The sequence below is a fragment of the Bacteroidota bacterium genome, assembly GCA_016722565.1.
Lineage (GTDB): Bacteria > Bacteroidota > Bacteroidia > 2-12-FULL-35-15 > 2-12-FULL-35-15 > 2-12-FULL-35-15.
This window is the reverse complement of the sequence record JADKIU010000006.1, coordinates 1-14,023: the sequence shown is the minus strand read 5'-3', so window position 1 is coordinate 14,023 and position 14,023 is coordinate 1. Positions and strand designations below refer to the sequence as shown.

Sequence of the window (14,023 nt, the reverse complement as noted above, 5' to 3'; positions counted from 1 at the left end):
AAGGTTTGGTATTTACTAATCACCATTGTGGATATAACGCTATGCCGCTGCGCTCGGTTGAGCATGATTATTTAAAAAACGGCTTTTGGGCAAAAAGTAAAATTGAAGAGATTTATGCCAAAGGTGTACATGCTCAATTTTTAGTAAGAATTGAAGATGTGACTGATAAAGTAAATGAAAAATTAAAAGACTTAGCTAAAACAGATGTTCCTGTAAAACTACCTGGCATTTTAGCAGAAATAGGTAAAAAAGCAGTTGAAGGAACTGAGTTAGAAGGTAGAGTAAATTCTTTTTTTAAAGATAACCAGTTTTTATTATTTGTTTATGAGCGATATAAAGATGTGCGCTTGGTAGGCACCCCACCAGAAAGTATTGGAAAATTTGGTGGCGATACTGATAATTGGGAGTGGCCTCGTCATACAGGCGATTTTTCTATTTTCCGTGTGTATATGAGCAAGGATGGTAAGCCAGCAGAATACAATGCTGACAATGTGCCTTACAAACCAAAATATTTTTTACCTGTTTCTATAAAGGGATTAAAGGATGGAGATTACACCATGATTTATGGTTACCCTGGCGGAACAAATCGTTATGAAACTTCTTACGGTGTTAAAATAAAAACCGACATTGAAAACCCAAGTTTAGTTGGTTTACGTGATGTGCGTTTAAAGCATATGCTTGAGGAAATGAAAAAAAGCCCTGCTGTAAAAATTCAATTAGCTGGCTCTTAATATGCGGGCATTGCAAATTACTGGAAGTTTTTTGATGGTGAAAAAACAATTATTGAAATACAAAATCTACGAACAAAACAAGAAAGCGAAAAACAATTTTTACCGCTTGGGCAAAAGGCAAACCTGAATACGAAAACATTTTTGCAGATATTGAAAAACGTATGTTGATTGGCGCCCATATGCTAAACACCGCATGTACATTCGCGAAGGCATTTTAGGCTCACCACTGTTAACGTTTGCTTCTAATTTATGGCGCTAGATGCTGCTTATGCAAAGCCAAATGCAAACCCGAAGATATTGCCAATTTAGTAAAGCATTAAAAGGTGCTTGGGAAAAATTTAGTGAAGATGAAAATGTTGTGTCTGATAAAAATATTTAGCATCCATGGTGAATATGTTTTATACGGACGCGATGCCGCTGCCCAGCATCCATCAGCAGTTTTCAAATGATTAAAAGCAAGTATGGCGATTTACTCAAAACCAGAAACATCAAAATAAATCTTTACCAGACTATGTTCTTAAATAAAGAAAAGGCGACTGCTTTTTTAATGCGGTTGATACTGCTGCAATTCACAAAGACCCTGCGTTTCAATTGGGCTCTGTTTTTAACTAATTACAATACTAACTAAAAAACAATTAGAGTTAGCTGCTGCAAAAGATTATGGTCAGTATAAAGACGCAGCTTTAAACGACATTGTAGTTGGTTTTATTACCACAAATGATATTACTGGAGGAAACTCAGGCTCACCTGTTATTAATGGAAAAGGCGAATTAGTAGGCTTAGCATTTGACGGTAACTACGAAGCGTTAAGCCATAAAATTGCTTTTGATAAAGATTTAAATCGTACCATTTGTTTAGATGTGCGTTATATGCTTTGGGTAGTTGACAAATTAGGTGGTGCTACAAACATTATTAACGAGTTAGATTTACGCAAGAATTAAAAAAAATAGTTGTAGTTTCTAAAAGCCGTTGAATGTTTTCAACGGCTTTTTATTAGCGGCATTTATTTTAAGGTAGGATTTATCTGAGACACTAAAATTTAGCGTTGGATAAATTAATAATATTTACCCTCGAATAGTGTTTTAGAAAAGACGAAAAAACTGACCGCCTAAAATAATTAGTTTACCTACAAAAACTTTCTGATATCCATTTATTGAATGGGCTTTCCCACTGAGTGAGCAGCTTGATTAAGTTGCTTTTAAAAACTAAATTTATGGGGTTTGCTATTAGCATTAGCTATGCTATTCAAATAATTTATAGTGCATTTTTCTTTTTATTATATAAAAAATACGTTCTAATTTAATTGTACAAACACAACGCGCAATGAAAAAAAGTTATTTATTACTCGCCTTGCTTCTGATTACTAGCGTGCGTTTCACATTTTCTCAAATTACTTTCAACTTTACTGGCGCAAGTCAAAGCTACGTAGTGCCTGCAGGTGTAACTGTAATTTGTTTTACGGTTGAAGGAGCGCAAGGTATGACGAATGTGAATGCAAATGCTGGTGGTGGTTTAGGTGGTAGAGTGCTTGGAAGTATCCCAGTTGTTGCGGGTCAAGTTCTTCAAATAAATGTTGGTAGTGGTGGTTTTATTTCAAACGCTGGAGGTTTTAATGGCGGCGCAAGAGGCGGCTCAGTTACTCCTAATGCAGCAGAAAACCCACCTTCATGCGCTACTTCTTGGGGCGGCGGCGGCGGCGGCGCATCAGATATTCGTTTTGCTCCTTATGGATTAGTAGATAGATTTGCTGTTGGTGGCGGCGGTGGCGGAACTGGAGGAGACAGACAATTAAACTGTTCTCCTGGCTGCGGTGGCGGCGGCGGCGGCGGTTATTACGGTGGTGGTGGTGGTGGCGCCTATGGTGGCTCTCCTGGTTTTGGAGGCACTCAAGTTGGCGGCGGTCTTGGTGGTGCATCTTGTTGCGGTTGTCCTTTATCTCCTCAGCCAGGTGCTGCTGGTGTTTTAGGCAGTGGTGGTATTGGCGGTGGTTTAAGTGGTGGTAATATGCAATTCGGAAGTGCGCTTGGTTGTTTGGGTGGTATTGGCGGTGCAATTGTAGGTGGGCAGGGACCAAATTGTACTGGAGGAACTGGCTGTCCAAGCACTTGGCCTGGGGCTGGCGGTGCTGGTGGTAGTAATTATGCATCTGGCGCTGTTATTGGTGCCGCGCATGCTGGCGGAGTTAAAGCTGGAAATGGTCGCGTTATTATTATTCCAAATTGCTGTAATCAACCAACTTTAGTTCCACTTGCAAATCCTAATCCTATTTGTTTAGGTAACACCTCTACATTAACTGTAAGTGGCGCAGGTACTGGTGGTACATACACATGGACCCCTGGACCAATTACTGGTTCAATGGTTACTGTTACTCCTACTGCAACAACAATTTATTCGGTTTCTGGAACTAATACTTTAGGTTGTGTTGGAACTCAAACTATTTTATTAACTGTAAATCCTTCACCTACTTTAACAGCTAACTCTGCTACAGTGTGTCTTGGACAAGGGGCAACCTTAATTGCTGGTGGAGCGACTTCCTATACCTGGTATCAGGAAATATTATTAATTCAACTGTAACGTTTAGCCCGCTGCAACTACAGTGTATACATGTTGAGGAACTGCTGCAAATGGATGCACAGCGCAAACAACCGCTACAATAACTGTTAACCCATTACCTGTTCCACTGCCAAATAGCAATAGCCCAATTTGTATTGGAGGAACATTAAATTTAACAGCCAATGCTGCAACAAGTTATACATGGAATGGACCTAATGCATTTGCAAGTAATCTTCAATTTTCGTTTATTAATAATGTTACGGCAGCAGCAGCAGGAAATTAATACATTAAAAATTACGAGTGCTTTAGGCTGCACTGCATCAGCAGTTACTAACGTTTTGATAAACGCATTACCAACCATTACAGTAAATTCACCAAGTGTTTGCCCAGGAGTCGGCGCCACCTTAAACGCAGGCGGAGCCTCAACGTATACGTGGTTCCCAGGCAACATAGTAGGATCATCAGCGAGTTTTACACCAGTTGCCACAACAGTTTATACTGTTATTGGAACATCGGCAGGCGGTTGCACAGCGCAAACAACGGCAACTATAACAGTTAATCCATTACCAGTTCCATTACCAACGAGTAATAGTCCAATTTGTACAGGAGGATTAATTATTCTAAACGTCAACGCATTTACAACGTATACATGGACAGGACCAAATGCCTTTAGCAGTAACTTACAAAATCCAACCATTGCCAATGCATCAACAGTGCATACAGGTAATTATACCGTAACAGTTACAAGCGTACTTGGATGTACAGCTTCTGCGGTAACCAACGTTATCGTTAACCCAACACCAACCATTGCAGTTGGTAATACAGGTCCGTATTGCGCGGGAGCAACCATTAACTTAACTGTTACTGCTGCTAATACTTATACTTGGACAGGACCAAACGCATTTAATAGCAACTTACAAAACCCTACAATCGCTAATAGTACAACCACCATGGCAGGTCCATATGTTGTAACAGTAACAGCAGTTGGTGGATGTAAAAGCACAGGTACAACAGTAGTAGTTGTAAATCCATTACCAACACCAACCATTACAGCTACCAGCCCAGTATGCGTTGGTAAACCAATTAACTTTACAGCTTTGGGAGGAACAAGTTATACTTGGACAGGACCAAATGCTTATTCGGTAGTAGCGCAAAACGCAACAATCCCTTCAGCCATTTTAGCCAATGCAGGCAATTATACCTTAACGCTTACAAATGGTTTTGGCTGTACGAATACAGCAGTTGTAAATGTTGTGGTCAATCCATTACCTGTTATTGTGGTGAATAGCCCAACAGTTTGTGTAGGCTCAAGCTTTACATTAACAGCTACAGGTGGCACAGCGTATGCATGGAGCGGACCAAACGTTTATAACTCAGCGCTTCAAAATCCACCATTCGCCAGTGCATCAATGTCACTCAGCGGAAACTATACAGTCATGGTAACAGGTCCACAAGGATGTACCAATACAGCAGTAGCCAGTTTATCGGTAGTAACATTACCAACCGTTTCTATTGTCGGAACAAACACCTTATGCTCACAAAACTTTAATGGTTCACCAAACACCATTACTTTAACAGCAACTGGTGCAGCTAACTTTACCTGGACATTACCAGGAGGATTTTCTGGTGCACCAAATTTAAATACCTCACCACTGGTTATTACACCACCAGTAACGGCAGTACAAAGCGTAGCAAGTATTTCAGTATTTGGCACAGCAGGTTCATGTACAAGTAGTGCAGTGTATAACGTAACGGTTTATCCTAATCCAACTATCACAGTTAACTCGGCAAGTATGTGCGCAGGAACAAGTGTTACCTTAACAGCAAACAATGCCTCAACCTATACTTGGTCGCCAGCAACAAACTTAAATACTACTAGTGGCCCTGTTGTAATTGCAAATCCAGCAAACACAACGGTGTATAGTATTATTGGTTCAAGTTTAGGATGTAACAGTCAAACACAAAACTCAACAGTAACGGTTGTTCCAAATCCAACAGTAACTATCACACCAATTAATCCTGCAATTTGTTTGGGTAACTCTATAACTTTAACAGCAGCTGGCGCTAATACATACACATGGTCACCAAACATTGCACTCACATCAACTAACACTACAATAACAGTTTCTAATCCAACAGCAACTATTACGTATTCTGTTTTAGGTTCAGCTGCAACCTGTACTAATTTAGCAACCATCACCGTTTCTGTTTTAGGTTTACCATCGGTAACGGTTACACCAAGCAGTCCAACATTGTGTATGAATAATTTTAATGGTTCACCAAATACTGTTTCATTAACAGCGAGTGGTGCGGCTTCTTATACATGGGGACCAATAGTTGGTGTAACAACAAACACGTTAAATGGTCCGCTTGTTATTGGTACATCCAACGGTGCACCTGTTGTAACAGGAACAGTAATTGGTGCTAATGGAACATGTACTAACCTAGCAACTTTCACAGTTAATGCAATTCCAAATCCAACTATTGCCACAACATCTGGCAGTATGTGTGCGGGTACAAGTGTTACGCTCAGCGCAAGCAATGCAACAAGTTATACTTGGTCGCCAGCAACAAATTTAAATACCACCACTGGACCAATTGTAATTGCTAGTCCATCGGTAACTACAGTATACAGTGTATTTGGTTCAAGCGTGGGTTGTAATAGTCAATCACAAAATGCAACGGCAAGTGTTGTTCCAAATCCAACGGTTACAATTACGCCACTTAACCCTGCTATTTGTTTAGGTAATACTATTACCTTAACCGCAGCTGGTGCAAATACCTATACATGGTCACCAAACATTGCATTAAGTTCTACTAACACTGCCATTACAAATGCAAGTCCAACTATTACAACAACGTATTCAATTTTAGGATCTGCAGCAACCTGTACAAATTTAGCAACGATCACCGTTTCTGTTTTAGGTTTACCATCGGTAACCGTTACACCAAGCAGTCCAACCTTGTGTATGAATAATTTTAATGGTTCACCAAATACTGTTTCATTAACAGCGAGTGGTGCGGCTTCTTATACATGGGGACCAATAGTTGGTGTAACCACTAATACATTAAATGGTCCGCTTGTTATTGGTACATCCAACGGTGCACCTGTTGTAACAGGAACAGTCATCGGTGCCAACGGAACATGTACTAACGTAGCAACCTTTACGGTAAATGCAATTCCTAATCCAACTATTGCCACAACATCAGGCAGTATGTGTGCAGGCACAAGTGTAACACTCAGCGCCATGAACGCAACAAGTTATACTTGGTCGCCAGCAACAACATTAAGTTCTGCTAACGGACCAATTGTAACAGCGAGTCCATCAGTAACTACAGTATACAGTGTCTTTGGTTCAAGCGTGGGTTGTAATAGTCAATCACAAAATGCAACAGCAAGTGTGGTGGTAAATCCAACGGTAACAGTTGTTCCGAACAATCCAGTAATTTGTTTAAACAACTCTATAACCTTAACAGCAAGTGGTGCTAATACCTATACTTGGTCACCAAACATTGCTTTAACATCAACCAATACTGCTATTACTATAGCGAGCCCTACTACCAATACTACGTATTCTATTTTAGGATCTGCAGCAACCTGTACCAACTTAGCAACTATTACCGTTACTGTTTTAGGTTTACCATCAATTACCGTTACACCAAGCAGTCCAACGCTGTGTATGAATAATTTTAATGGTTCACCAAATACTGTTTCGTTAACAGCGAGTGGTGCGGCATCGTATACTTGGGGACCAATTATTGGTGTAACCACTAATACATTAAACGGTCCATTAGTGATTGGTACATCCAACGGTGCACCTGTTGTAACAGGCTCGGTAATCGGAGCTAATGGAACTTGTACTAATATTTCAACCTTTACGGTAAATGCCATTCCTAATCCAATTATTGGAACAACATCAGGCAGTATGTGCGCGGGTACAAGCGTTACACTCAGCGCCATGAATGCAACATCTTATACTTGGTCGCCAGCAACAACATTAAGTTCTGCTAACGGACCAATTGTAACAGCGAGTCCATCAGTAACTACAGTATACAGTGTATTTGGTTCAAGCGTGGGCTGTAACAGTCAATCACAAAATGCAACAGCAAGTGTGGTAGCAAATCCAACAGTAAACATTGCACCACTCACACCAACTATTTGTTTTGGTAATTCTATTAACTTAACAGCAAGTGGCGCTACAAATTATTCGTGGTCACCAAACACTGCAATAAGTTCAACTGTTGGAAATAACGTTACCGTTAACCCAACAGTAACAACGGTATATACGTTAATAGGTGAACAAACAACTTGTACAAATGTAGCGGTAACAACAGTTACGGTAGTTCCTTTACCAATCATCAACATCAACTTAAGCAATGGTATGTTGTGTATGAATAACTTTAATAATTCAACCAACACCATTGGTATTAGCGCAAGTGGTGCTAATTCATATAACTGGACAGGCTTTACAGGTTTAACGGTAAATGCAACTAATGCTGCTAATATTATTGGTACTGCAGTTCCACCAAATTTAGTTGGAACAGGAACGGTAGTTGGAACAGTAGGTACCTGTTCAAACACTGCAAGCTTTAGTATTATGATTGTACCAAATCCAACATTAACGGTTTCATCGGCTAGTATGTGTTTTGGTACAAGCGCCAATTTAAATGCAAATGGTGCAACCTCTTATACATGGTCGCCATCAAACACATTAAATACTGCTAATGGAAATGCAGTTATTGCAAGCCCTTCTGTAAATACTATTTATAGCATTGTAGGAACAAGTTTATTGTGTAACAGTCCAACAGAAACAGCAACAGTAATTGTGGTAGCTAATCCGGTTATTGGTGTTGCTCCAGGTGTACCAACTATTTGTGCAGGCAGTGCAATTGGCTTAACTGCTTTTGGTGCTAATAATTATACTTGGTCTCCTGCTTCATCATTAAGCTCAAGCACTGGTAATATTGTTTCAGCAACTCCATTAGTAACTACAAATTACACCGTTATTGGTGAGGCGTCAACCTGTACAACATCAATAGTAAAACAAGTTTTAGTGACGCCACTTCCTCAATTACAAGCAGTGTGTGATAGAACAGCTATTTGTTTAGGAGAAAAAACAGGAATAAATGCGAATGGGGCAACATCATATACATGGATACCAACGTATGGATTAACAAGTGGTAATTCAAACTTTGTGATTGCTGATCCTGCTCAATCAACAGTGTATTCTTTAATTGGAAATAATGGATTATGTACAGCAACAATAACTATTCCTATTAATGTAATTACAAGACCAGTATTAAATTTAACGACGAACAGTCCAAAAATATGCGTAGGCAACAAGTCAACTATTTTTGCTTCGGGTGCTATGGCCTACAGATGGACACCGCCTGTTGCTGATAGTTTGAATCATCCAAACATGGCCATTATAACACCAACTGCTACTATGAACTATACCGTAATGGGTTATAACTTCTCAGGTACTACAGGTTGTGTGTTTACAAAAGAAATTGAAGTGGAAGTTGTACAAACAATTACTGCAACAGCTACAAAGAGTGTAGAAGTTTGTAAAGGTCAATCAGTAAAATTAAATGCTGGTGGTAGCAATACTTATGTATGGGGTCCTTCAAAAGGATTAAGCAATGCATTTATTGCACAGCCTTATGCTAGTCCTGATGTAACGACTGTTTACACCGTTCAAGTTTCTAATGGAGGAAATTGTGGTGGCACCGCAACGGTGCTTGTAAAAGTAAATCCTATTCCTGATGTAAATGCTGGAGAAGATATGACATACAACTTAGATCAACCAATGTATTTAAATGCAAAAGGTACTGGAACTTTAACCTGGATTTTAGGTGAAGGTATTTTATGCAAGGATTGTCCGAATTCGCAAATTATGCCACAAAACAGTGGATGCTATCAAATTATGGCAGTGGATGCTGGTGGTTGTAAGGCAATTGATGAAGTGTGTATAGAAGTAACAAAAGAGCATGCTATTTATGTTCCAAATATCTTTACACCAAACTACGATGGATTAAACGATGTGTTCTTAGTATACGGTACTGGTTTAACTAAAGTGGAAATGTACATCTTCGATCGTTGGGGAGAGAAATTATTTTACTCTAACGAGCAATTAAAAGGTTGGGATGGAAATATTAAAGATGAAGAAGGCAAACAAGATGTATACACTTACCTCATTAACTACACTACATTCGATAATAAAAAACATACCAAAACTGGACATGTTACTTTATTGAGATAGGAAGAAATCTGAATTAATCAAAAGCCCCGCAAATTATTGCGGGGCTTTTTTGTTTAATCAAACTATTTAAAAAAACCCTATGCGTATTTCAATGCACTATCAAATGTTATCTCTGTGCTTTCCATCACCTGGTAATTCCCATCCCTGAGGGTAGGGCGCTTCCAGCAAACTTCCTTTTAAAAGATACGGATACATTTCTGCATAGGTTTGTATTTGGTTGGCGCTAACTCTACGATAAATATGCGAGCGGTGTAATTTTTCAGGATGCGAAAGTCCAGCAGCTGACATTAATTCAACAGCAGCTTTAATTGTTTCGTTTTGATAATTTGCAACACGTACTTTTTTATCATCTACATTTAATCCTTTATACAATTTAGGATTTTGAGTAGCCACTCCAGTAGGGCAGGTGTTTGTGTTGCACTCTAATGCCTGAATGCAACCTAATGATAACATCATTGCTCTTGCACCATTGCACATGTCTGCGCCTAAAGAAATGTTTTTTACTAAATCAAAACCGGTGTGCACTTTACCCGATGCAATTATTTTAATATGTTTTTTAATTCCATATCCATTTAAAGTATCATAAACAAATGCTAGGGCATCACGCAAAGGCATACCTACCGAATTACTAAATTCCAAAGGTGCAGCACCGGTTCCGCCTTCACCGCCATCTACAGTAATAAAATCGGCAAACACATTTTGTTTTACCATGGCCTTGCAAATACTAATGAACTGACTTTTTTGCCCAATGCATAATTTAAACCCAATAGGTTTACCATCACTTAACTCACGTAATTTTTTTATAAAGCCAACAAGGACTCAAACCACCTTCACCGGTGTTATGCGCAAAGCCACCAATTTTTGCACCACCATTTAATGCCATAATTGCATTTTTACTTAAACTACCATAACTCATGGCGCTTACATTAAAAATGCTGGCATTGTATTTTTGTTTGCAATCTGGTCCGCCAACAGTAACTCTTGGATGATGGTCAACTGTATCCTGTGGCAAAGGCGATATTGAATGGTTAAGCCATTCGTATCCCGTTTCGTAAACATTTAATTGAGTACCAAAAGGCGTAGTGTCATTTACTTTTTTAGAACGTTGGTAAATAACGTTGCGACTTAAACGATTGTATGGCGCGCCATCGGTATCACTTTCAATAAAATATTGATATACCTTAGGTCGCATCCATTCGGCCCACCAGCGCATACGGCCTAATTACAGGAAAGTTATGGATGATGGAATGTTTGGTTTGGCTTAAATCCATAATGCCAATTAATACAATTGGCACAATAAGAATAAAGGAGAAAAATACCCAATTCCAAAAGTATCCAAGCACAGCAACTGCAGCGCAAATAACGAGTGATTTTAAAAGAAATTTTGTCATAGTGATTATAAATATAAAAATTGAATTAGGTTAAAACAAAAAATAGTGTGATAAATGGCTTTTTAAGAGTCAAACACTGTAACCATAATTTTCTTATTTTTGTAAGCTCTTAATTGGCCCCGTAGTTCAATGGATAGAACGAGCGTTTCCTAAACGCTAAATCCCAGTTCGATTCTGGGCGGGGCTACTATCTCAAAGAGTTTTTATTTGCATTATGAATAATCCTATTAATAAGACTTTCTTTATTTTTATTTGGATTATTCTTTTTAATCAATTCACTCTCTCAACAAACCTGAATCACTTAGACGGATTCTGGGAATCAAGTATCACTTACAAGTGTTCTTGGGGTTGGAAAGATGAACGCAACAGTGTTTTGTTAAGCAAAAATTTTGGAGATTCGTATAAGGGAATGGTTTTTGGCGGAGAGATTGAAATATCGCATTCGTTTAGTGATGAATATAGTTTTGAAATCTCGGGTCAAGATGGTTGTATTCGCAAAAGGAACGTTAAAAAAAACAGAGTTTGCTGGAAGGATTTATTTGAGGGGCGAATGGATTTCATCTGGGGGAAATAATGCGATGTGGGGAACGGGTTTATGTTGTAATGGAAGAATAGAGTTGTACCGAGATAAAGCAAAGAAAAACCAACTAAAAATCAAAGGAGCCTTTAAAAGAAGAAAAATGTTGAATACCGCGATCGCTCATTCGCATTTTAAACTTGGAGCAGGAAAGAAATTTGTTTTAAAGATGTTCTGTTCAAATTTAGTTCAGATGAACTTTTACCCGAAGCATATCCTGAACTTGATTTTAACTAATGTTTTAAGGAGGATTCGAATATGCGTTATTAGCTTAGAAGGACATACGGATATAGATGGACCGCATCGCCAAAACAAAAAACTCTCAAAAAAGCGTAAAACAGGTAAAGCTTTATTTGGTTGAACAGAGGAATAAAGGAGCACCGATTAAATTAAAATGGTATGGCGATAAAAAGCCACTTTTAAAGAAGGAAATGTAGAGAAAGAAAGATTAACCGAAGGGTAGAGGTGAGAATGCTTAAATGATACGCAAATTTGGAAAGTTTAACTCTTGCAATTCAGATTTTCTTGTTTACTTAGAGGTAAATTGCACGCCATGTTAAAGTCCAAATTGTTTCAATTCGTTTTAGTGTTAGGCTTTTGCTCTTCTGTGTTTGCTCAAAAAACAATAACAGGAATTTTAACTGCCAGCAAGGCAAAACGTTTACATTAAATTGCGATAAAATTGATGAACTGCCATCTGTAACCGATACGTGCAATGTATCCAAAGATATTTCAGGAACTAAAAACCTTTTGGGATTACTATTCAAAGCGGATGGATGGTGTTGGCCGATGCATTTTTTGAGCAGAAAAGAAAATTTGATTACATTTAAAGTGATTCGCGAAACTACTCGATGTAAATAAGGGCGGTAGCGTTAATTTCAGAAACATTACGTTTAATCCTCATGGCAATGGCACCCATACAGAATGTGTGGGACATATTAGTAAGGAGAATTATTCCATCAATCAAACATTTACTCGGTTTATGTTTATTGCTGAGTTACAATTGTTATTCGTACGTTAAGTAACGGCTTAAATAAATTGCATATGCAATACAGTAACACCAATCCTCCTTATATTTTAAATGATGCGATTAATTTTTAAACGATAAAGGCATTGAGCATTTATTTATTGATTTACCAAGTGTAGATAAAGAAAAGATGATGGTAAATTAGAAGCGCATCATGAATTTTGGAATTATCCTTCAAATACTCAAACACACAAATCCATCACCGAAATGATTTATGTGCCTAATGATGTGTTTGATGGAACCTACCTATTGAATATGCAAATTGCATCGTTTGAAAATGATGCGAGTCCGAGTAAGCCGGTTTTGTATAAGATCTATTAGAGCAGAAACCGCAAAGACGCCTGCGGCGTTCGCAAAGGAGGCGCTAAGTTCGCTAAGTTTTTCATCAGCATCCAAAGAAGGCAAAGACCTATGGTAATCGCAAAAAGAGCTTTGGAATGTTTTCCAACACTTTGCGTAAGTGTAGCTTTGCCTTCTTATAAATTTGTTGAATCTTTGCGCTCTTTGCGACTTCTTTGAGAAACACCAAGGTGTCTTTGCGGTTTCTGCCTCTAAAATTAATCTGCCTGCCTGCCCGCAAGTAAATACATCACAGCCATTCTCACAGCCACTCCGTTTTCTACTTGTTCCAAGATGATTGATTGTTTGCTATCCGCTACATCGCTTGTTATCTCTACACCGCGATTAATTGGTCCAGGATGCATCACAATAATTTTTTTAGAAAGCTTATCGAGTATTTCCTTATTTAAGCCGTACATCATGGTGTATTCCCTAAGAGAAGGAAAGTATTTTATGTCTTGGCGCTCTAATTGAATGCGCAACATATTTGCTACATCACACCACTCTAAAGCTTTTTTAAGATTTGTTTCCACTTCAATTCCCAAACTAGTAATGTATTTTGGAATCAAGGTTGCAGTCCGCACACTTTAACTTGCGCCTAATTTTGTAAGCAAAATATTGAGGCGCTACGCGCAGTGAAAATATCACCCACAACCATCCACTTTTTGTTTTTAAAGTGCCCAGCTTTTCTTGGATTGAAAATGCATCAAGTAACGCTTGTGTAAGGTGTTCATGCGCGCCATCTCCTGCATTTACATTTTTGGCGTTTATTCTTTTGCTAAGAAAATGGCGGCACCAGGACTGCTATGACGCATCACAATCATATCCACTTTCATGGCTAAGATGTTGTTTACTGTGTCAACTAGCGTTTCTCCTTTTTTTACAGAGGAGTTAGAGGCAGAAAAATTAATGGTATCAGCACTTAAACGTTTTTGCGCGAGCTCAAAAGAAAGACGTGTTCTTGTAGAGTTTTCGAAAAATAAATTGGCTACTATAATATCACAAAGTGAAGGAACTTTTTTAATTGGTCGGTTAATGACTTCTTTAAAGTTCTTAGCGGTGTTTAAAATGAGTTCAATATCGTTTTTGAGAGATCTTTTATTCCGAGAAGGTGGTTTACACTTAAGTGACTCATTTTTGAA

General features: G+C 38.6%; 6 protein-coding genes, 1 tRNA gene and 2 pseudogenes. 6 read left to right on the top strand and 3 right to left on the bottom strand.

All coding sequences use genetic code 11. From position 1 onward, the window contains the following. The 3 genes from IPP64_14755 to IPP64_14745 form a co-directional block, all read left to right on the top strand. Window positions 1-731: S46 family peptidase (locus IPP64_14755; protein ID MBL0330631.1), on the top strand; the 731-nt coding region annotated here is incomplete at its 5' end. A gap of 611 nt (window positions 732-1,342) precedes the next feature. Next, window positions 1,343-1,672 (top strand): S46 family peptidase, encoded by a 330-nt coding sequence (locus IPP64_14750; protein MBL0330630.1) that lies wholly within the window; start codon window positions 1,343-1,345, stop codon window positions 1,670-1,672. Between the two features lie 382 nt (window positions 1,673-2,054). Further along, complete coding sequence (locus tag IPP64_14745; GenBank protein MBL0330629.1) at window positions 2,055-3,305, top strand: hypothetical protein; 1,251 nt, start codon at window positions 2,055-2,057, stop codon at window positions 3,303-3,305. Window positions 3,306-3,308: 3 nt separating this feature from the next. Here IPP64_14745 and IPP64_14740 read toward each other — a convergent pair whose 3' ends face one another. Beyond that, complete coding sequence (locus IPP64_14740) at window positions 3,309-3,467, bottom strand: hypothetical protein (GenBank protein ID MBL0330628.1); 159 nt, start codon at window positions 3,465-3,467, stop codon at window positions 3,309-3,311. Window positions 3,468-3,538: 71 nt separating this feature from the next. On the opposite strand from IPP64_14740, the gene IPP64_14735 reads away from it, so the two are divergent. Further along, window positions 3,539-9,547: a gliding motility-associated C-terminal domain-containing protein gene (locus tag IPP64_14735; protein ID MBL0330627.1), complete on the top strand. Its 6,009-nt coding sequence runs from the start codon at window positions 3,539-3,541 to the stop codon at window positions 9,545-9,547. A gap of 99 nt (window positions 9,548-9,646) precedes the next feature. Here the strand turns inward: IPP64_14735 and IPP64_14730 are convergent. After that, window positions 9,647-10,938 (bottom strand): annotated as a pseudogene (locus IPP64_14730) (FMN-binding glutamate synthase family protein). 115 nt (window positions 10,939-11,053) lie between these two features. Here IPP64_14730 and IPP64_14725 point away from each other — a divergent pair. After that, a tRNA-Arg gene (locus tag IPP64_14725) sits at window positions 11,054-11,125 on the top strand. Window positions 11,126-11,327: 202 nt separating this feature from the next. Continuing rightward, a complete protein-coding gene (locus tag IPP64_14720) occupies window positions 11,328-11,876 on the top strand; it encodes a hypothetical protein (GenBank protein ID MBL0330626.1) in 549 nt (182 codons plus the stop codon). A gap of 1,223 nt (window positions 11,877-13,099) precedes the next feature. Here IPP64_14720 and IPP64_14715 read toward each other — a convergent pair. Beyond that, window positions 13,100-14,016 (bottom strand): annotated as a pseudogene (locus IPP64_14715) (aspartate carbamoyltransferase catalytic subunit). Window positions 14,017-14,023: the final 7 nt, after the last annotated feature.